The 19944-nt window shown below is 64.6% G+C and carries 18 protein-coding genes and 5 pseudogenes; 12 read left to right on the top strand and 11 right to left on the bottom strand.

Annotated features, from left to right (window positions below):
• Both ESZ60_RS19090 and ESZ60_RS20940 read left to right on the top strand, forming a co-directional pair.
• A partial coding sequence (locus ESZ60_RS19090) for an integrase core domain-containing protein (RefSeq protein WP_167620214.1) occupies positions 1–190 on the top strand: 190 nt, incomplete at its 5' end.
• A 53-nt stretch (positions 191–243) separates the two neighbouring features.
• Positions 244–393, top strand: a pseudogene (locus tag ESZ60_RS20940) (IS3 family transposase); the annotation flags it as partial.
• A 170-nt stretch (positions 394–563) separates the two neighbouring features.
• Here the strand turns inward: ESZ60_RS20940 and ESZ60_RS19085 are convergent.
• Positions 564–926, bottom strand: a pseudogene (locus tag ESZ60_RS19085) (integrase core domain-containing protein); the annotation flags it as partial.
• Positions 927–931: 5 nt separating this feature from the next.
• On the opposite strand from ESZ60_RS19085, the pseudogene ESZ60_RS19080 reads away from it, so the two are divergent.
• Positions 932–1076, top strand: a pseudogene (locus ESZ60_RS19080) (transposase); the annotation flags it as partial.
• Positions 1077–1110: 34 nt separating this feature from the next.
• On the opposite strand, the pseudogene ESZ60_RS21510 reads toward ESZ60_RS19080, so the two are convergent.
• Both ESZ60_RS21510 and ESZ60_RS20935 read right to left on the bottom strand, forming a co-directional pair.
• Positions 1111–1347 (bottom strand): annotated as a pseudogene (locus ESZ60_RS21510) (hypothetical protein); the annotation flags it as partial.
• A gap of 273 nt (positions 1348–1620) precedes the next feature.
• Positions 1621–2856, bottom strand: coding sequence for a polysaccharide biosynthesis/export family protein (locus tag ESZ60_RS20935; protein WP_167620237.1), 1236 nt, complete (start codon positions 2854–2856; stop codon positions 1621–1623).
• Between the two features lie 135 nt (positions 2857–2991).
• Here ESZ60_RS20935 and ESZ60_RS20930 point away from each other — a divergent pair, with 135 nt between their 5' ends.
• From ESZ60_RS20930 to ESZ60_RS19065, 3 genes are read left to right on the top strand one after another with little or no spacing between them, the layout of a single operon-like run.
• Entirely contained in the window at positions 2992–4416 is a 1425-nt protein-coding gene (locus tag ESZ60_RS20930; RefSeq protein WP_167620236.1) for a GumC domain-containing protein, read from the top strand.
• Positions 4413–4643, top strand: a complete 231-nt coding sequence (locus tag ESZ60_RS19070; protein ID WP_134682284.1) for a hypothetical protein — start codon at positions 4413–4415, stop codon at positions 4641–4643. The genes ESZ60_RS20930 and ESZ60_RS19070 overlap by 4 nt, the downstream gene beginning before the upstream one ends.
• On the top strand, positions 4640–4915 hold the full coding sequence (locus ESZ60_RS19065) for a hypothetical protein (protein WP_134682283.1): 276 nt from the start codon (positions 4640–4642) through the stop codon (positions 4913–4915). Before ESZ60_RS19070 ends, ESZ60_RS19065 begins: the two co-directional genes overlap by 4 nt.
• On the opposite strand, the gene ESZ60_RS19060 is transcribed toward ESZ60_RS19065, so the two are convergent.
• Genes ESZ60_RS19060 through ESZ60_RS19035 form a run of 6 tightly spaced genes read right to left on the bottom strand, consistent with a single transcriptional unit; the run spans position 4877 to position 11666 of the window.
• Positions 4877–6298: a hypothetical protein gene (locus ESZ60_RS19060; RefSeq protein ID WP_134682282.1), complete on the bottom strand. Its 1422-nt coding sequence runs from the start codon at positions 6296–6298 to the stop codon at positions 4877–4879. The genes ESZ60_RS19065 and ESZ60_RS19060 overlap by 39 nt on opposite strands.
• On the bottom strand, positions 6295–7299 hold the full coding sequence (locus ESZ60_RS19055; RefSeq protein WP_167620235.1) for a glycosyltransferase family 2 protein: 1005 nt from the start codon (positions 7297–7299) through the stop codon (positions 6295–6297). The genes ESZ60_RS19060 and ESZ60_RS19055 overlap by 4 nt, the downstream gene beginning before the upstream one ends.
• Positions 7296–8405, bottom strand: coding sequence for a glycosyltransferase family 4 protein (locus ESZ60_RS19050; RefSeq protein WP_134682280.1), 1110 nt, complete (start codon positions 8403–8405; stop codon positions 7296–7298). The genes ESZ60_RS19055 and ESZ60_RS19050 overlap by 4 nt, the downstream gene beginning before the upstream one ends.
• On the bottom strand, positions 8402–9688 hold the full coding sequence (locus ESZ60_RS19045; RefSeq protein ID WP_134682279.1) for a glycosyltransferase: 1287 nt from the start codon (positions 9686–9688) through the stop codon (positions 8402–8404). The genes ESZ60_RS19050 and ESZ60_RS19045 overlap by 4 nt, the downstream gene beginning before the upstream one ends.
• Complete coding sequence (locus ESZ60_RS19040; RefSeq protein WP_167620234.1) at positions 9685–10815, bottom strand: glycosyltransferase family 4 protein; 1131 nt, start codon at positions 10813–10815, stop codon at positions 9685–9687. The genes ESZ60_RS19045 and ESZ60_RS19040 overlap by 4 nt, the downstream gene beginning before the upstream one ends.
• Before the next feature lie 11 nt (positions 10816–10826).
• Positions 10827–11666 (bottom strand): PIG-L deacetylase family protein, encoded by an 840-nt coding sequence (locus ESZ60_RS19035; protein WP_134682277.1) that lies wholly within the window; start codon positions 11664–11666, stop codon positions 10827–10829.
• Between the two features lie 235 nt (positions 11667–11901).
• Here ESZ60_RS19035 and ESZ60_RS19030 point away from each other — a divergent pair, with 235 nt between their 5' ends.
• The 3 genes from ESZ60_RS19030 to ESZ60_RS19020 are packed head-to-tail and all read left to right on the top strand — an operon-like array spanning position 11902 to position 14557.
• Positions 11902–12594, top strand: coding sequence for a sugar transferase (locus ESZ60_RS19030; RefSeq protein WP_134682286.1), 693 nt, complete (start codon positions 11902–11904; stop codon positions 12592–12594).
• Between the two features lie 24 nt (positions 12595–12618).
• Entirely contained in the window at positions 12619–13677 is a 1059-nt protein-coding gene (locus tag ESZ60_RS19025; protein WP_134682276.1) for a cellulase family glycosylhydrolase, read from the top strand.
• Between the two features lies 1 nt (position 13678).
• A complete protein-coding gene (locus tag ESZ60_RS19020) occupies positions 13679–14557 on the top strand; it encodes a hypothetical protein (protein ID WP_134682275.1) in 879 nt (292 codons plus the stop codon).
• Here the strand turns inward: ESZ60_RS19020 and ESZ60_RS19015 are convergent.
• On the bottom strand, positions 14504–15628 hold the full coding sequence (locus tag ESZ60_RS19015; RefSeq protein ID WP_167620233.1) for a GNAT family N-acetyltransferase: 1125 nt from the start codon (positions 15626–15628) through the stop codon (positions 14504–14506). The two genes, ESZ60_RS19020 and ESZ60_RS19015, sit on opposite strands and share 54 nt — an antisense overlap.
• 28 nt (positions 15629–15656) lie before the next feature.
• On the opposite strand from ESZ60_RS19015, the gene ESZ60_RS19010 reads away from it, so the two are divergent.
• From ESZ60_RS19010 to ESZ60_RS19000, 3 genes are all read left to right on the top strand, one after another.
• The gene (locus tag ESZ60_RS19010; RefSeq protein ID WP_134682273.1) at positions 15657–16352 is read left to right on the top strand and encodes a class I SAM-dependent methyltransferase; all 696 of its coding nucleotides are present in this window, start codon (positions 15657–15659) and stop codon (positions 16350–16352) included.
• Between the two features lie 166 nt (positions 16353–16518).
• Complete coding sequence (locus ESZ60_RS19005) at positions 16519–18285, top strand: ABC transporter ATP-binding protein (protein ID WP_134682272.1); 1767 nt, start codon at positions 16519–16521, stop codon at positions 18283–18285.
• 124 nt (positions 18286–18409) lie between these two features.
• Positions 18410–19249, top strand: coding sequence for a 2OG-Fe(II) oxygenase (locus tag ESZ60_RS19000; RefSeq protein WP_134682271.1), 840 nt, complete (start codon positions 18410–18412; stop codon positions 19247–19249).
• A gap of 14 nt (positions 19250–19263) precedes the next feature.
• On the opposite strand, the pseudogene ESZ60_RS18995 reads toward ESZ60_RS19000, so the two are convergent.
• A pseudogene (locus ESZ60_RS18995) lies at positions 19264–19685 on the bottom strand (transposase); the annotation flags it as partial.
• Positions 19686–19944 lie beyond the last annotated feature (259 nt).

Raw genomic sequence — 19944 nt, 5'->3', positions numbered from 1 at the left:
CGGTACGGTCCTGGACGAGTTTGTCCGGGTGAAGATGCGCGAGACCTTCTACGAAACCGTCGATGCGTTGCAGGCCGATCTCGATGCGTGGCTCGTCCATTACAACACCGAAAGGCCCCATCTCGGCTACCGCAACATGGGGCGCAGACCGATCGAAACCGTCATGAAATTCGTTAGCCAAGAAGGTTAAGTGGACACCCTGGGTTTGCCGGAGGCTCCAACTCCTGAGTATGATGGCGTATCATGAGCAAGACCACGAACAAGCTCTCCCATCAAGTCCACGAGGGCGCCGTGCGGATGGTTATCCACGGCGCTGGTCCGCAGGGTTCTAGGTGGCAGGCGATCACGTCTATCGCGGCGAAGATCGGCTGTTGCGCGAACACGCTGAACGACTAGGTCAAGAAGGCCGAGGTCGACGGTGGCCGCCGCGCAGGCATTCCCAGCGACATGGCCGCTGACCTGCCCCCTTCTGGTCCCTCATTCATCACGAGAGTCTGCAGGTTGGTGCTCCGCTCCCCAAGGCTGGACGGCTGGATCTTGGAGTTTTCCGGCTCTGATCTCGATGGCGGGCTGGCGGCGCCATCGGGATAATGCGTGGCGATCGGGACGTTGTATCCGATCGCGCTATGGGGTCGGTCCTCGTTGTAGTGCCTGCGCCAATCCTCCAGTTTTTCGCGTGCGTCGGCAAGGTCCATGAACCAGTGGGCGTTCAAACACTCTGACCGGAGCTTGCGGTTGAACGCCTCGATGAAGCCGTTGTCGGTGGGTTTGCCGGCCCGGGAGAAATCCAGCGTGACGTCTTTGGCATAGGCCCAGAGATCGAGGTCCCGAGAGGTAAATTCGCTGCCGTTATCGACTCGTATCGTCCTGGGATAACCAATCCGCCCGCAAACCCGTTCGAGCGTCTGCACGACATCGGAAGTTCGCCGTCTTGGCGCTCTGGCAGACGACTGGCTTCGTAGAGCCTGCTGGAGCGGGTTGGCCTCGACTGGGGGCTGCCCGACTTCAGCACGCTGTCTCGCCGCCAGAAGACCCTGGCCGTGAACATACCGTATCGCGGGTCCCAGGGAATGCTGCTGGGCCTGCGCCGGGTATGTTCCGGTCGGGTGCTCATGTTGGGCGACCTCTGATCCAAGACCACGCCTGTGCCGAGTGTTTCCGGCGCGGGTTGCAGAAGACATTGATGTCTTCGAAGAGGACGATCTCGACATCACGTCGGGTGTGCCAGTCGCAGCGCCGGACCAAATCGGCCTTCAGCGGTTTGATGAAGCTTTCGACGGTGGAGTTATCGTAGCGATTGCCCTTGCCACTCATCGACACTGTGAACTCGTGCCTGCGCAGGATCTTAGGTCGCTGACGCCGTTGATCTGCTGGATCTATCATCGGGCGGAACACACTAGCCGAGGCTGATCCTAAACGAGGCCACCCCGTAGGGCGCGCGCAGCAAACCTTTGGTGCCGCTTTCGCGCACCGCCGAAGAGGCCAGGACTGCCGACACATCGCACTTGCCTGACCGTATGGCCTTGCAGCTACTGCCGTATCGCGGTGCTGCTTGCGGGAACGGGTGGGGCGGCGAGCCAGCTGCGCCATCGGTCCGATGCGAGAGAGCCGGTTCAGGCCCTAATCGGCACGCCATCCTCCCGCCCTCCGTCGGTCCGAGCCGGGGAGTTCGGCCCGGCTTACCACGACCATGTCACCGGGGCCAAGCGCATCATCCAGCCCTGCCTCTGGTCCGGACGCCTGACCGGGAGGGATGCGCCGGATCGCAAGCCCGCTCTTTTCGGTCTCATGCAACTCTCCGGGCTGCGCCAGATAGGCGCGCGCCACAGAGAAAGCCCGCGCGACGGCGGGCAGTTCAGCCCGCGCCAAAGCCAGGTCCGTACGCACGCTTTCCAGCGCCTCGGCGGCGGCTCGGCGGGACTCCATGCCAACGCTCTGGATCGACAGATCCTGGCGCTGCGTCTCTTGCTCATTGGTGGCAAGGCTGGTCAGCAGTTCCAGCTGCGAGCTTTCGGCGCTGGAAAGAGCGGTCTGCATCTCGACCACCTCCTGAGTGCGGATCAAACCCGAGCGGGACAGGGTGAGCAACTCTTCGAGCCGTCCACGCAGCAGATCGACGGTGCTCTGGTTGACATCCATGCGCCGCTTCAACAGCTCATGCGTGCGGGTCAGCGCCTCCCGCTGCAACCGCATCGAGCGGATCGAGGCGAGGTGAAGGGCGGATTGGTGATCCAGCACATCGGCCTCGGCCTGTCGGAGGGCGACGAGCGCGGGTAGCGCCAGAATATCTTCGGGAAAACGGATCGGCCCGGCCGTCTCGGGCAGGACGTCCCGAGCGACGACCAGCTTTTGCGCGAATTCGATCTCGGCGAGATGCCGGGCCTCGCGCGCGCGCAGAATGTCAATTCGCGTCAGCAATTCGCCATGGGTTTCCTGCGCCCGATAGGCCTCGAGCGTGGTCGACAGCTCATCGGGGCGCGCGCCCGCCATCCCGCCCGCCAGCGTGATGGCATGGCGCACCGTCAGGCCCGGCCGCCATTCATAGGCACCGGGCGCGGCAACGTCGCCATCGACAAAGACATCGGGACGGCGCAGCAGGTCGATGGCGACAGAGGCACCCTGCACGAAGCCCTCGTCATCAAGACCCTCGGAAATGCGCGCCTCAAGCGCCTCGGGCGCCAGGCCCTGCGCCTCGACGCGGCCCAGGAGCGGCACCAGAAGACGTCCTCCCTGATCGATCCGACGCTGACCCGACAGATCGTCGCGGCCATAGATCCTCAGGTCCACGAGGTCGCCGGGCATCAGCCCCGGCTCCTGGGCCTCAACTGCCCCGGCGCAGAAGGCCAGTACCAGCATGATTTTCGTAAGACAGTTGAACAGCATGTGCGAAAATGGACCCCGAATCATGCGCCCGGAATGCGGCAATCTTCTCATATGGGCGTCCCTGATGCATAGCGGCCCGTACGGCCCTTGCGCGCAAGAGAGGCTGCCTTGACCGATGTTCCCCTGCATCAGCACTGGCGCGACATCTACCGCTGGCGGGGTCTGATCCTTGTGACCGCCGCCTGTGCGGGCCTCGCGGCCTGGCTTTTCAGCATCAGTGTGACCCCGATCTATGAGGCCAAGACGACATTCTATCTCGCAAGCAATACGCAGGAGCCGCATTATCTCGGTCCTGCCCCGGATGCGCCGCCGGGCGTGCTGTACCCGACCCCCGAGGAAAAGGCTGCATCGCTCGACGTGGGCATCCTGCGCGGGCGCGAGATCATGGAGGCATTGGCCCGCCGTCTCGACATGCCCTTGGGCGAGGTGCAAAAGCGGGTGGATGTGACGGTCAGCGGCGAATTCATGCTCGATGTTTTCGCCCGACATCCCGATCCGCAACGCGCCGCCCGGATGGCCAATGAGGCAAGAGACCTCTATCGCGAATTCCATGAACGGTCGATGCGGCAGCGGGCCGCGGATCGCGCTGCGGCCTTGGAGGCGCAAATCGCGGCGCTGCGCGAAGAGCGCGCCGCGCTTGACGCGAGGCTGCTCGATTTGCGCATGGGCAGCTTGTCGACGGCGGATGCGGCCGCGCTCGCGCAATTGCAAGAGAGCCACCGCGCCGCCGAGACCCGGCGCGACGAATTGCATGGGCGGCTTGCCGAGACCTCGGCCCGTATCGCGTCGCTCGATGCGGCACTCGAATCCGAGGCCGCGCATTACAGCCGGGGCGAGACGCTCGACACCACCGCGCTGCTGGCCAGCATGCAAGAGATCCTGCTGCAACTCCGCGTCGATCTGGCCTCGAATACCGAGGGTCCGGCCAGCCCGCGTCGTCAGGCCCTGCAAGGGCAAATCGAGGATCTCGAGGCTTCGATCTCCCGTGAGACGGCCCGGATCGAACAAGCCCAGACCCGCCCGCCCGGCAGCATGCATGAGCAGATCCGGCTGGAACGCGCGCTGGCCATCGCGTCGCAGGACGGGCTGAACGCGCTTCTTGCCGCTTCCGAGCAGGCGCTGGACAAGGCCGCCGCTTCCTTTCGCGCAGCTTTGGCGGAGACGGGAAACGCCGAAGAGCGGGGGCTCGAAGCCGACCGGCTTGATCTGCAAATCTCGACGGCAAGCGCGAACTTGGCCTCGGCGCGGCTGCAGGCGAACCATGCCACACCGCCCCTTGTGCTGGTCGAGCAAGCCTCGGCGCCACTGCGCCCGATCTTTCCGCTGGTCACCCTCAATATCATTGTCGCAGCCTTGTGCGGCCTGATCTTTGGTGCCTATTACGCGCTTTTCGTTGCACATTCCCATCGCGCGGCCCATCGGATGAGGGTCGAGCACGCGCCGCTTCCGCTTTTTGACGAACACGAGATGGCGCAGCTTCGCGCAGGCAATAGCGATGCGGGCTTTCCCGCCGCGCCGCGGGGGACGGTATGAACGAAGCAGAGACACAGCCGTGGACCGCGCGGATCCGCAGCCATGCGGCAGAGTTCCGCACCACGCTCGAGCGCGAGCTGGGGCAGGATGCCGCGCGGCGCGAGCAGACCCACGACCTGCTGCTGCGGCTTCTCGGGGCGGCCTGCATCGGCATCTTCGCGGCGGCCTTCGCGATCTTTGCGCTGGTGGTCGTCCTGAACCTCGTCTTTCATTTCAGCCCTGAATGACCCGGCCAGCGGTCCCTTTGTCCGAAGAAGCGGGCGAGAACCCGCATATCCGCGAAATCACGCGGCAGGCGATCCGCCGCGAAACAGTCGCGGCCTTGCGACGCGGCGAGCGGCTCTTCGAAGGCAGGTGGCTCGAGCCGCAGGAATATGAAACGGCGCTTCGGCGACGCAGAGGCGCGCGGTTCGGCAAGACGATCGAGGCGCTTCTTTTCTGGATGCTGGTGCTGATCGTCTCATTGGGGCTGCTGGGGCTGACGACCGTGATCCTGTGACCTTGCCGCCGTCAGGATCACGGCCTGCGCGAGGGCAAGAACCAGCCAAAGATTGCTTTGCTGCAGGTTCGGCTCGGCCTGAGAGGCGACCAATCCGCCAAGCACCATCATCAGGCTTTGCGCGGCCGCCGCACGGTCCGGGCTGCCGCGCATCAGGACAGCCCCGAGGTCGAGCGGCAGGACCAGAAACACCGACAGGATCAGGAGAAATCCCAAGATCCCGAGTTCGGCGGCGGACTGACCAAAGATATTATGCACCGGGCGGTCCCAGAAATTGCCGTCGACCGCGCCGAATCCCCCCAGCCCGGTCCCGAACCACGGGTTGCGCGCCACCTGCTCCAGCCCCAGTTGGAACAGCATCCGGCGCTGGTCCACGCCCTTGGCGACACCGGAATCGCCGAATGTCACATCATGGATCAACTCGGCAAGTCCGGCATAATAGGCGGTCACAAGCAGCGCCATGCCGAACAGGACGATTTGTATCGCCCGATCAGGCCAACGCAGCAGCGGAAAGAGCGTGAGGATCAGCGCCGCCCCGAATATCGCCGCGAAGTTGAAGGCAACGGTAATACCCGCCAGCAGCAGCAGACAGACCAGCAGATCTCCCAGCCGCATGCGGTCGGAAAGCCGCCAGAGCGCGGCGGGCAAGGCATAGAGCAAGAAGCTCGAGTAATGCTGCGCCGTTTCGCAAAAACCCGAGGCCCGCATGACAAAGCCGATCGGGGTGGGCTTGAATGCGGTGACCGGAGGATCGATGAGGGTGAAGTAATAGAGCCCGAAATAGGCCAGACCGAACTGGACCACCCCGACCGCCGCGCTGCAAGCGGCCACGACGACCAGCGCAAAGAGCGTGTTGTCGATCACGGCCCGGCTGCGCAGCATGTCCACGATCAGCAGGGAAATCAGGCTGATACGGATCACGCCCACCAGACCGACCAGCCATTTGACCGGACTCATCACGGGCAGATGGGCCAATGCGAGTAGCAAAAATCCTCCGGTCACGAAGAACAGGAAGGAAAGGCGCAGCGGTCTGTCGGCATCCAACGCGAAACGCGCGATCCATCCCAGAAAGACAAGCCCAAGCGCAAGATCGAACAGGTCGAGCGGCCCCGCCCCGACGCCGTTCACCTGCGCGGCGGCCAGCAGGGCCGCGAGCGCGCCGGTCGCGAAATCGGGCATCGCGCGCAGGACATGCAGACCCAGTCCCGCAGCGATCAGCCCGGTCAGCGCCAGAGGAAGAAAGCGCAGCGGCGCTTCACCCAGACCCAAGGCGATCCAAATCTGGCGTGGCAGCACCTGCCTGAGCGCGGGTTCGGCAAGAACCAGAACGCCCGCAGCAAGTCCGAGAACCAGCCAGGGCCAGATGCGCAAGGGCCGCGTCACCCGGCCCGGTCCTTGCCATCGCTTCTGCGAGACAGCCGAAGCCGGACCATGGCCGCAAGGATCACGACACTGCGCAAGATGACATAGGCCGCCGCGATCAGATAGGCCTTGGGGCGGCCGACAAGATCGGCGAGGCGATCTCCTGCACCGGCGACAAGGGGCCAACCCAAGCCCACAGCAGCGGCCAGAAGCAGCGCGAGCAGCCCGAAAATCCGGGCGTCAAAGAGCAGTGCGGCAAGTGCGACAGGCAGGCTCAGCGCCACCAGCGCGAATTGCAACTTGAAGGCAAGCGGCGTCCAGCTGTCATGCCGGCGTTTCTCGGGATGCAGGTCAAAGACCCGTAGCCTGCCCAAGGCGCGGCGGTATTTGACGGCGAGATATTCGCGCCATCCGGTCTGATGCAGATGGGCGACGGGAACCTCGTCGACAAAGGCGATGCGCCCACCCGCGGCGGTCAGCCGGTAGGCGATCTCGACATCTTCGGCCTGTCGCAGCCGGGCATCAAATCCGCCGATCCGTAAGAATACCGCGCGGCTGAATCCGCAGGACGGGGCGGCGATGAAATCCACCCCATTCTGGGCGGCGGACATGCCGCGATAGCGGTCCTCGATCTCGAGTTGCACGAGGCGGGGAACCACGCCGTCATTCGCCGCGCGGATCGTTCCCATGACCGCATCGAAGCCGCCCTCCAGGATTGGCAGGGCCATCCGCGCCACCCATCCGGGCGGGGGCGTGCAGTCGGAATCGAGGAACAGAATGACCTCGCCCATTGCCTCGGCTGCGCCACGATTGCGGGCCGCGGCGGGGCCTGCGTTTTCCTGCCGGATCAGGCGGAAGGGCGGCTGGACATGGTCCGGGCCGTCATCACTGGAGCCATCATCGACAACGATCACCTCGAAATCCGGCGCGTCACGCTGCAACCGAAGCGCCTCCAGAACCGCGCCGATCGCATGGCCGTCATTGTAAAGCGGCAAAACCACGCTGACCCGGACAGAGGTCATCGCGCCACCTCGCGCAGAATGCCTGCCATGCGCGCCGCCGCATCGTCCCATGAAAACTGCGCAAGCCGCGCATAGCCCCGGCGCTGCAACTCGCCAAAAAGCCTGTCATCACTGGCGATGCGCTCCATCGCATCGGCCAGCCCCACCTCGTCATCTGGCTCCACCAGCAGTCCCGCATCGCCCACCACCTCGGGCAGCGAGGTGGCGCGGGCGGCAATGACCGGCGCGCCCCGCGCCATCGCCTCGAGCACGACCAGCCCGAAACCCTCGGCCACCGAGGGAAAGACGAAGGCCCGGCAAGAGCGGTAAAGCCCTTCCAGCGTCGCGTCATCGACATAGCCCAGCCGCTCGATCCCCCGGGATTGCGGGCCCATCGCCGCCCGGATCTCCGCCGCGGCATTGCCCTCGGGACCGACGATGCGCAGACGGGCGCCGCGCTCGAACAGGGTCTCGCGGTCCAGAAAGGCCCGGACCATGGCGACAATCCCCTTGCTGCGTTCGAGCTTGCCGACGAAGAGGAAACTGCCGTCGTCCTCTGCCCCCGCCGGGCGCGGCTCGGGGGCCGGGCCTCCATTCGGCACGACCGCGAGCCGGCTTTCCGGGACCCCCGCGAAACGGACCGCATCCCGGGCGGTGAAGTCCGAGACCGCAATGATCCGGTCCGAGCGGCGCAAGGCGAGCCCGATCACCAGACGCAAGAGCCGGGCCTTCATGAGGCCGAATTTCTCGGGACTGCGGAAATGCAGAAGATCATGCGCCGTGATGACCGAGGGGATGCGCAGGCCCGGCGTCCAGATCAGGTTCGGCAGAAACACTACATCCGGCGCGACATCCCGCGCCAGACGCGGAAAGACACCGGCCTGCCACAAAAGACGCGCAGCCGGGGCGCGGGGTGGATCGGCAAGCGCCGTCTCGACCCCCGCCGCGGTCAGCGCGCTGCGCAGCCGCTGCTGCCAAGGGGCGAGCAGAACCGTGAGCGACAATTCCGCGTCACAGAGGGTCATGCGCGGCAACAGCGCCATCAGATAGCGATCCGGCCCCCGCGGTTCGGCATTGTCATTGATCGCGTTGACCAGCACGCGGATGCGGCCCTCGCCCCGCGTCAAGACAGGGCCTCGCCGGGCCGGTGACCGGGCAAGCCCAGGCGGCCCATCTGCAATTCCGCAAGCATGCGCTGCTCGGCCGCGAAAACCGCCGACCAATCCTGCCCGGCCGCGGCCCGCGGCCCGGCTTCGGACATGGCCGCAAAGCCCGCAGCATCGCCGAGCATCCGCTGCAGCGTCTCTGCAATCGCGACGGGTTCCGCCGCACAGGTCAGACCGGCGCCGCTGCGCGTGACCAGATCGCCGGCCTCGGAGCCTGAGAGCGCGAGAACCGGCAATCCTGCCGCCAGATATTCCCACAGCTTGAGCGGGGCGGCATGGATGCGCAGCGGATGCGGGCGAAAGACCGCAAGCCCGATCCCGCCCCGTTCCAGAGCCGCGAGAACCGCCCCGCGCGGCTGGCTTCCATGCAGGACCACATGCGCCCTGAGCCCCGCCAGCCCGATCACGCGGTCCAGTTCAGCGCGATACGGCCCGATACAGGGGCCATGAATGTCCAGAGACGCATCCCAGCCGCGACGCCGCAAAAGCCCAAGCGCCGCGATCGCCTCTTCGATGCCGCTCCAGGGGGCAACCTCGCCGGAAAAGATCAGCCGGGGCAGCGGCTCGCGCTGGATGACCGGGCGAAACCGCGCCAGATCGACGCCGGTCGGAGACAGCCGGACATTCGCGCCCGAGATGCCGCGAAAGCGATCGGCAAGACGGCCTCCGATGCTCAGGGTCAGATCGGCACGGGCCGCCGCCCGGGATTCGCACAAGCCCGCCCAGCGACGCCTGAGCGGCGAGACCATGAAGCCGGGCTCGTAATCCCGGTCGATATAGACATGGTGGCGGATCAATCCCTCGCGGCGCAATCGGCCTGCCGCCGTGCTCGCCCAAGGGCCAAAGGCCTCGACAAGCGTATCGGCGGTCCGGATCCGGCCGCGCGCCGCCGCTGCAAGGGCCGAGATCGTGCAGAGATCGCGCAGTATGCCCGCGCTGTCGAGAAGCCCCGCCAGCAGGTGCCGCAAGCGCGCTGTCCGCCCGCCCGCATGGGCATGAAGGCGCACAGCGCCATCCGGCGGATTGAGCGCAGGCAGGACCGCCACGAAAGTCACGCCATCTTTGACCGAGATCCGGGTCTCGGACCTCAACATTGCCCAGCCAGCGCGCCCCCCAGTCCCGCGCCTGCGATAGACGACGGTCACCCGGTCGTAATGGCTGCGCAATGCCTTGATCGCGTGATGTTCGCGGTTGTTGTTGCGGCCCTCGACATCCAGCGTGGTGATGATGAGCAGATCCGTCATGCCAGCGCCCCGATTGCCCCAACGGTCATCGCCAGCAGGCCGCGCGCCACGGTTTCGTGGGAAAATCTTTCACTGACATGGTCATGGGCAGACGCCCCGAGTGCTTCGGCGAGCCCGTCCAGGCAAAGCAGCCGGTCGGCGGCGGCGGCAAGCGCGCGGACATCCCCGGGCGGCGCGACCAGCCCGGTCCGCCCGTCGATCAGCCAATCCGAGGTCCCGCCCAATCCGAAACCGGCGACTGGACGTCCGGCCTGCATGGCCTCGATCCCGGCAAGGCCGAGCCCCTCGGCGACGAGCGAAGGATGCAGGACCGCACGGGCCCGGCCAAGATGGTCCGGGACGGTGTCGGGCGGGATCTGCCCCAGAAAGGCGACCCGCTGGTCCAGTCCAAGCCTTGCCACCTGCTGCTTCATCCGCTTTTCGGCCGGCCCCGCGCCCAGGACGATCAGCCGCGCGCCGGGCGTTCCGATCCGGGCAAGGGTTTCGGCCAGCAGGAAAACCCCCTTCTCGGGCGACAGGCGGCCGGCGTAAAGCAGGACCGGATCGGATCCGAGCGGCATGGCTGGCGCGGCCCGCGCGGCAAGCGGATGCGGAAGATGCAGGACGCGGCCCGGAACGGCCCCCGCCGTGACCGCGAGCCGGGCGAGATAAGCGCTTGGCGCGACCAGAAACGCGGCGCGATGGATCAGCATCTGCCACAAGGCGCGGCGCGTGCCTGCGCGCAGCCGCGCCATCACGCCCTCGGGCAGGGATTTCCAGCCGCCCGCCGATGTTCCCACGCCCAACTGATCGCGAAAGGGCGACACATCATGCAGAAAGGCCAGCACCGGCGCGACCTGCGCGGCGATCTCGACATGCCACGGCGCAAGGGCGTGAAAGCCCAGATGCAGATGGATGACATCCGCCCCCACAAGCGCGGCGCGGAAAGCCTCAGCCTCTTGCGCGCTAGGGCGTGCGCCCCAACCGGGCCGAACCGGCAGCGCCGCTTCGGTGCTGGCGGCCCCCGGCCCCAAGAGCCGCAACCGGCGCAGATCCAGACCGGCCCCGGTCAGAATCTCGCCATGCAACTCGACGACGCGCCGGATGCCGCCGCCTCCCGGCCCCTTGTCGGTCAGTTGCAGGACCACCGGCACGCGCTTCAGACCCGCAGCCGATTTGCGAGCGCCCGATAGTCGGACAAGGCAGCCAGATGGAATGCCTCGGCCGTCCCCGGCCCCATCCCGGCGGTGATCGCGCGATACGCGCCGAGCCCGCGTGCGGCGCTGACGTAATCGGTGGTGGCGACCTGAGATTCATGGGCGGCAATCGCCTGCCATTTGGTCTCGGCGACGGGGGTCACATCCAGAACCGCATTGGCCGGAACCGGGCTCCAGACTTCGTAACCCAGCATGACGAGATCCGCGCGCAGCGCGCGGCCAGCGGCATCCGCCACGATCCGCGCCGCCGCGGCATGGTCGCCATGCCGGTCGGCGGGAAAGGGTGCGGCCAGCAGATCTGGCGGATGTGATCTCCAATGCGCGGCCAGGCTTTCAGTCAGACGGGCGGCATCGGCGGCAAGGTTGCCATCCCTTCCGCCCAGCCATTGCGCGCTGGCCCCCAGCAGTTCCAGCGCGACCCGAGCCTCGCCGCGCCGGCGTGCCGCGGTGTCGCGCTGCGCGGCCGCGCGCATCTCGGCAGGCAAATTCCGGTCCCGGCTGGCCCGCGATCCCAATGCACCATCGGTCAGGAACAGCACTTCGGCGCTGCGACCGGCCAAAGTCCAGAGCCGCAAAAGCCCCCCGCAACCGATGCTTTCATCATCAGGATGAGGCGCGATGACGCAAAGCCTCTGGCCTTCCGGCAGGTCCATGCGGCGCAGGGGTGCGAAACGTTCATAGCGGTCTAACGCCACGGCGAGCGGGTTCCGGATCCAGCCCGGCCGCAGCCGCCGGATCAACCAGTCGATCTTGTCTGCAGCGGCCAGATCGGTGGAGGACATCTCTGCATCCCGATGACGGCAGATCCCTTCGCCGATGGAACAGTCGCCCCCGACCCGGCTCGGTCTCCGATGGGACAAGACTATTCGCTTGGAGCAATCCGGGCAACTCCTGTATAATTCCGATTGCTTGCACCCCTAGCGGGGCAAGAGCATGCGGCGCGGGCGAGCGTCCGGCCTGACCGATCGGAATTTTCGGATCCCCTGCGTGAGCGGGCGATGGGCACAGGGTCTGGACATGGGTGTTTTTCACGAGTTGGGTCGGCCGCCCTTTGCCGGGGCCACGGAAATCGGCCTTGGCGGCGGCGGGATCGCGGCGCCCTCGGGCGCGATCTGGCATCTCAAGACCGCGATCGAATGGTTGGCGGCAATGCTCATGCTGCTTGCGCTGCTGCCGCTTCTGGCGGTGATCTCGGTCGGGATCATGATCGATTCCCGCGGCGGCCCGCTTTTCGTCCAGCCGCGTTTCGGCCGTGGTGCCCGGCCCTTCGGCGTCCTGAAATTCCGCACCATGGCCGCCGATCGCGCTGATCGCTCGGGCGCGGGGCAGACCCAGGACCAGGATCCGCGCATCACCCGAATCGGCTGGCTATTGCGGGTGAGTTCGCTCGACGAACTGCCGCAGCTCGTGAATGTGGTGACCGGGCAAATGGCACTGATCGGTCCGCGCGCCCATCCCTGCGGCATGGAGGTCGAGGGCCGGCTTTGCGCCGATCTGATCCCCGAATACCATCTCCGCCACCTCGTTCGGCCCGGCATCACCGGCTGGGCGCAGGTCAATGGCTCGCGCGGGGCGGTCAAGACGCGCGAGGCGCTTCAGGCGCGGCTTGATCTGGACATCGACTATATCACCGATTGGTCGCTGCGGCGCGATCTGCAGATCCTGCTCCGGACCGTCGCGGTGGTGCTGAGCCGCGAAGGCGCCCGCTAGGCAAAGCGCCGAAAGGAGAACATCATGGCCGCTATGTCCCGAATTCTCCGCCACTGCGCCCTTGTCCTGAGCCTCGCCGCCGCCGCGCCCGCAAGCCTGGCGGCGCAGGGCCGGAATTCGCCCGATCCCCAGACAATTCGCGCGGCGGTCGCGGAATGCCGCGCCGGGGGGGCGCGGCTGCCGCCGAGGCCGGTCGGGATCAGTGATCCACATGCCCTGGACCCCGCGGTGATCGACCTGATCGCCCAGACCGGAGTGAAATGGGTCCGGGCGGAATTCCACTGGAGCCGGATCGAACCGAAACCCGGTGCCGGCTATCGCTGGGCGGCCTATGATCGCATGGTTGCGCAATTCTCGCAGCGCGGGATCCAGGTTCTGGCGATCCTGACCTATATCCCCGAGGGCTATGGCCGGAACTGGGCCGCCATCGATAAGGGATTTCAGGCCTTTGCCACGGCAGCCGTGCAGCGCTACGCGCGGCAGGGCGTGCATCACTGGGAAATCTTCAACGAGCCGAACCTTCCCGGCTATGGCTGGCTTTCGAAATCCGACAGCGCCTCCGCGCATCTCGGGGCCTATGCCCTGCTTTTGGCCCGGGCGAACCGGGCGATCCGCCGGCATGACCCGGCGGGGGTGGTGGTCCTTGGCGGCCTTGCCTCGGACCAGCATCGCGGAATGGCGGCCGAGTCTGTCATGCGCGAACTCTACGCCCTGGGCATCGCGCGCTGTTTCGACGTGATGGCCTATCACCCCTATGGGTATCAGAACCGCTTTCCAGCGGCACGGGCCAGGATAGACCGCATCCTCGAGGCCGCTGGCGACGGCGGCAAACCGGTATGGTTCACGGAATATGGCTGGACCGATTTTCACGCCATGGATCAGCGGGCCAATGCGACGGCGCAGACCAATCCGATGATGGCCGCATTTTCCCAGCTGGGCGCATCAGACGGTTTTTTCTGGTTCGCGGCCAAGGATTACAGCGCGCGCCGAAATGCCCCGACCTTCGGTCTGGCCTCCTTTGACCTTGAAAAGCGGCCAAGCTTCGAGACTTTTCGCCGGCTTGTCTCTGGGCTCGACCGATAGGATGCGCCTGCTGTTCGAAAGGCTCCGCAGATCTGCCGAATTCCGATATGACCGGCTGACCGCTGCGGCGCGCAACCGGCGGCTTGATGCAATCTACCGGGCCGAACCGATGCGTCATCTTGACGCCATCGACGAGGCGGTGACGCGCGCCTGCCGCTGGTTCGATCCGCAACAAGACGTGTCGATGTCGGTGCTTCATTGCGCCCGGCAGACCCTCCTTCGGACGGGCGACGCCAGGCTGGGTTTCGTGCAGTCGCAGATGGAGCAGTACCGCGCGACCATCCGAGACCCCGCATTCCGCGTCCTCGATCCGCATTATCGCGATGACAGTCCCGAGATTCTGGCCCTGCCCGACGTGATGGAGATACGGCCCTATTACCCGGTCGAACTGATGATGATCGAGACGGCCTGGGCCGATCTGCGACCGCGTCCGGGCCTGCTTGAAAGGCTCGCAGGGTTTTCCGATGAAGGGGGCTATGGCAGCACCCATGTGATTGTGGGGGGCCTCATTCTGCTGGAAAATGCCGGTGCCGACAGAGACGCCGTCACTGCGCTGATGGCGGGCGAAATCGGACCGATCGCCCGGGCCAATGATCTGACCGCCAGGGCCGAGGACCTCTTCGCCGAGCGTTGCATGGTCCTGCAATGGCTTGGTCGCCACGATCTCGTGCGCCCGGCCTGGATCATGCGCCTTCTGGCCAGACAACGCCCCGATGGCGGCTGGACGGCGCGCAATATCCCCCCTCTCGGGCAATCGAACCAGCATACCAGCATTCTGGCCTTGGCGAGTTTGGCCGGATTTCTCGCGTATGAGCGCCGCGCGCTCTCACTCGGAGGCAACCCGGCCCGCGAAGCGGCCCTGCAGGGATTTGGCCAATAGGCGGGCCGCCTGCAAGGCCTGCCCCCTGACGCCCGGCCGATAGAGCCGCAAGCTGACATGCCGCCGCTGTCCCGTGGCCCAGCGGGCAAAGAAATCGGTGGTGCCGTGCATGTCGATCTCGGTCAGGCCGCGGGCGCAGCCATCGCGCAGCATGGCGTCAAAAGCGATCAGGCCGGGTGCCAGTTTCCGGCAATCAGCATCGAAATGCATCGTATGAACCGCCGTCCGTCCCGGACCGTCGATCATCCTGAGCGCCGAGACCGCGATGCCATCGAGATAGACGAGCCAGAGCGTGCCGACCTCGTCCCGGGCCAGTCGTTCAAGCAGCAAGGCATGGAACCGGCGGTCGGCATCGCCCATGGCCGCGCCGGGCGTCTGCCCCTGCCAGCTGCGGCGCTCGACCGCGAACCATTCGTCGAGCCGTTCGCCGATCTCGGTTGCCCCCCTCGCGGCGACGATGCGCAGCTTTCCCGCCTCGGACGCCTTGCGCAGAGTTTTCTTGATCTGCCAGCGATGGTCCCTCGACCGGGTCGCCATATAGGCCGCATGCCCGCCGCTGATATCGGCGAAATACAGCCCCCGGCTTTCGCGGGGCAGGTCGCTGCGCGCGCCGCGAAGGCGCGCCCCCTCGATCAGGGCCTGTGCCTGACCGCCGGAGACCGGCAGATGGTCAAGGATCAGCGTTTCGAACCTGCTGTCGAACGCGGCCCCGATCAGGGCCGATGCAATATCGGATGCATGCGCCCCCATGATCATCGGATCATTGAGGATGGTGTTGGGATTGAACGGAAATCCCCCCTCGCGCAGCGTGAAACCCCCACGGGTCAGGGGCCGTCCCACCAGCGGCAAGAGCCCGCAAAGCCGGCCCTCGGCTGTTCGGGCCACGATCAGCCGGGGATCGTCCGCCGCATGATAGGCCTCGAACAAGGCCAGAAGGAAACCGGGGCTGGAAAACGGCCGCGATTCGCTTTGCGGAAGGTCGGTGCCTTCAAGCTGACCCAGAGCGGCGCCGATCTCGGTCAGGCCGCGCAGCACCTTGATCGTCAAGACGTCTTCACGCGACGCGGCCATGAACTGGATTTCCCGACTGAAATTGAGCATGATGCAACTGGATCATAGCGGATGCCGCAGGATATGGGACGGCAATCTGATGCGAAGCCCGGCACGCTACATTTTCGCGGCCATGGATCCCATGAAGGGGATTGCGCGGGCTGTTCTGCCGCAAGGCACGATCGCGCGCCTTGAGATCCTTTACAAGAGATTGCAGGCGCGCCGCATTCTGGCCGAGCCCGACCGGGTCTATATGCGCGAAAAAATCATCCCGGCGCTGCTAGCAAGGCCGTCGCCCACGATTCTGTTCATCGGCGTCCGCAGCTATACGTTGCCCGTCCTGAAGCAGCTTGAAACGGGAGGGGCAACGGTCTGGACCGCCGATCGGGATCCCGCGGCGCAACGCTACGGTATCGCGGGGCGGCATGCGGTCGCCGATATCACGGATCCTCCGCGCCCTCCGCTGGACCGGGTTTTCGATGCCATCGTCATGAACGGTGTTTTCGGCTATGGCGTGAACGAGGCCCGGACCTGCCGCTTGGCCTTTGTCCAATTGCGGCGGCTGCTTGCGTCTCGGGGCATCCTGGTCGTCGGCTGGAATACCGATCGCTGCCCCGCCCTGCCGCTGCTGGCCGAGGGGCTTGCACCCGCCCCGCTATGCGGCCCGCCCTCGGTCACCTTTTCCGGCAGCACCCATCGTTACGATTTCTTCCGGCGCGCCGCGCCAGCCGGATCAACGGAGTGATGAATCCGTTTGCGAGAGCAAGGGCAGCCTGCATCGCAGGCTTGTTTCGCCATGAAACGCGTGGACAAAAGCGTCATTTGCACTTTCTTTTGACCGGTCTGCGCGTCACAGTGACCCCAGTCAGGTGGGGTGCATTGTGATTGACCTATACCGCAAGATATTTTCTTTGTTCGACGACCGAGAACGGCGGCAGTTCTGGCAGCTGACCGGGATGATGATCATCGCCGCGCTGATCGAGGTCGTCGCCATGACGGCGGTGCTCGTGCTGCTGAAGGTTCTGGCGGATCCCTCGGCCGTGGACGATAGCGGCACCCTGACAAAGATTCGAAGCGCGCTTGGCTATGAAGATCCCTTTGCGTTCCAGATCGCCATGGCGGTGGCGGTCACCGCCATTGTCATCGGCGGTCTGATCGTCAGGGCCCTAGGAAGCTATGCGCAGATCCGCTTCGCCGCCATGCGCGGCTATACTATTTCCAGCCGGTTGCTGGGTGCCTATATGCACCAGCCCTACACCTGGTTTCTCGCGCGCAACAGCGCGGATATCGGCAAGAACGTCTTGAACGAAACAGACAATTTGATCCGGGGAATGATATCGCCGGCCTTGCGGCTGATCGCCAATATCCTGCTGGTCCTTGCGATCATCGCGTTCCTGATGCTGGTCGATCCGCTCGTGACGCTTCTTTCGGCGGGGATGCTCGGCGGCAGCTACGCGCTGATCTATCTGGCGCTGCGCGAAAGACTGCGGGAAGCGGGAGAAGCCGTCATGGAGGCCTTTGGAGAGCGTTTCCGCGTCTCGCAAGAGGCCATGGGCGGGATCAAGGACGTCAAACTTCTTGGCCTCGAAGATGTCTATCGGCGTATCTATGAAAAGTCGGCAAAGCGCAGCGCCCGGTCGAGCGCGGCGATCGGCCTGATGCTCGAACTGCCCCGCTTTATCCTTGAGGCGATCACCTTCGGCACGCTCCTGACCGTCATTCTGGTGCTCCTGCTGCGCAATGGCGGCAATATCGCCGATATCGTGCCGACTATGGGCATTTTCGCCTTTTCCGTCATGCGGCTTCTGCCTGCGGTCCAGCAGATCTATCATGGGCTCTCGTCGATGCGGGGCAGCATGCCGGTGCTGAACACGATTGCCGCCGATTATGCCGAGGCCATCCGCGTGCCCCGCCCCGCCCAGATCATGTCGCATCCCCTCCGCCTTGAGAACCGGCTGGACATGGCCGGGGTCCGCTTTCGCTATGCCAATGCGATGCGGCCGGCCCTGTCGGGTCTCGACATGAGCATTCCCGCGCGAACGACGGTCGGGATCGTCGGCGGGACCGGAGCAGGCAAGACGACTCTCGTCGATCTGATTCTTGGCCTTCTGGTCCCGGACGAGGGCGAAATTCGCGTGGATGGCACACCCATCACGCTGGAAAATCAGCGCAACTGGCAACAGTCCCTGGGCTATGTTCCGCAAAGCATCTTCCTGACCGATGAAAGCATTGCCGCCAATATTGCCTTTGGCGTGCCAAAGGATGAGATCGACATGGCGGCGGTCGAACATGCGGCGAGAACTGCGGCATTGCACGACTTCGTGGTCTCGGAGCTGCCGCTCGGCTATTCAACGCTGGTCGGAGAACGGGGCGTCCGCCTTTCAGGCGGGCAGCGCCAACGCATCGGCATCGCCCGGGCGCTTTACCGCGATCCGTCTTTGCTGATCATGGACGAAGCCACCTCTGCACTGGACAATATTACCGAGCGGGTGGTGATGGAAGCTGTGCAGAATATCCGCAACGACAAGACAATCATCCTGATTGCCCACCGGCTGAGCACGGTCCGGACCTGTGATCGTATTTTCCTTATGGAACATGGAGTTCTTGCTGCGCAAGGCAGTTACGAGGAACTGGTCGCAAAAAGCGACACCTTCCGCCAGATGGCTGGGGGCCATTAGCTCGGTTGAATCCAAGGGTAGTGCATCAACCACACTTGCATAGGGCTTGCTATTATCACGCACTCGTATTCTCATCCCCGTTAGAAAACACGAGCTGCCGCATTTAACCATTGTGAGGTTTTTTATGTCCGCCCCTGTTCTACCGATTGATCCAGAAACTCTGCTGCTGCCCATCGAGGCCGCCCGCGAAGCCGGGCGCGCCGCAGCCGAATCCTACCGCAGCAACCAACCTTATCCGCATGGCTCTTTCGAAGGCTTTCTGCCGCCGGAAATTCTGGAACGCGTCAGGAACGAATTGAAGGAATTGCCCGAGGCAGAGAGCATATTCAACCGGCCGCAGGAAAAGCAGAAATCGAGCTACATGCCGGAACGGTTGAAACCCTATACGCGAAGCCTGTTCCATACGCTTAACTCGCGGGCCTTTCTGGCTTTTCTCGAAGAGCTCACGGGCATCGAGGGATTGATTCCAGATCCGTATTTCGCCGGCGGCGGCATCCATGTCGTGGCGAATGGCGGTCATCTGGATATTCACGCCGATTTCAACCACAATGGAAAATTGAACCTCGAACGCCGGATCAATGTCCTGATATATCTCAACAAGGACTGGCGCGAGGAATGGGGCGGTTCGTTCGAGATCTGGAACAAGGATATGAGCGCAAAAGCCGCGAGCTTTGTCCCGATCTTCAACCGGATGGTCTGTTTCAACACCGGTTCGGACACCTGGCACGGAAATCCGGGGCCGGTCGCGCATCCCAATGGCGAGCCCAGGATGTCCATCGCACTGTACTATTATACCGCGACCTGGGATTCGTCCCGCAAGGCGCATTCCACGCTTTTCAAGCCGCGCCCCGGAACCGCGGACAAGGCGGACCGGCAGGAAAACCGCCATGCGGTCTTGCAGAATACCCTGCCGCCCTTTGTCTATCGCCGCATCGCGAACCGACTGCGGCGGATCGGAATCTGAACCGGCCTAGGGCGAACGTGCCGCTTCGGGCCGCCATGCCCCTCGCAGGGTCGCTCGAACCGGTGGCACTTAGAGGATCGATATCGATCAGCAGATGCCAGGGTCATCTGACGGCGAGACAGCGTGCTGAAGTCGGGCAGCCCCAGTCGAGGCCAACCCGCTCCAGCAGGCTCTACGAAGCCGGTCGTGAGTGCCGTGCCGAATAGCATTTTCATCGAAAGCCACGTCTGAATGGCGCTCGTCGGGAAATCAGTCCCCCGAACTGTTTTCCTAGCATCCTCACCGCTGTAGATCTGCTGGCGCCCACGCCTGTCGGCGCGGCCTGCCAGTTCATCTCGGGGTCGAACCAGATCGTTACCGTGCCTCGGCGCTTGAAAGCTTCATTGTAGGTAGGCCAGTTCAGGCTCTTGTAGGGCGGGGATGTGGGTCTGCTCATGAATCCAGGCTATCGCGCTGACTTCACGAGATGAATCCTACACGTGATTTGTGTAAAAAGGGCCTTCTCGCTTCGAAAAAGCGGCCTGCAGTTTCGCCAACGTGCCACCATCGTCTCATCGGATCGACGCTTCACGGGTAATCCTCCCCATGGTTAAGGGGCTGCATAAGTAGAATTTTCTCGTAGCGTGAGCTGAGGAGATTCGAATGAGAAAGAGCCGTTTCACGGAACCGCAGATCATGGCTGTGCTTCGTCAGGC

The organism is Paracoccus ravus, assembly GCF_004522175.1.
Taxonomy (GTDB): domain Bacteria; phylum Pseudomonadota; class Alphaproteobacteria; order Rhodobacterales; family Rhodobacteraceae; genus Paracoccus; species Paracoccus ravus.
Note: the sequence above shows the minus strand (reverse complement) of the source record. Positions and strands in the feature narration are given on the sequence as shown.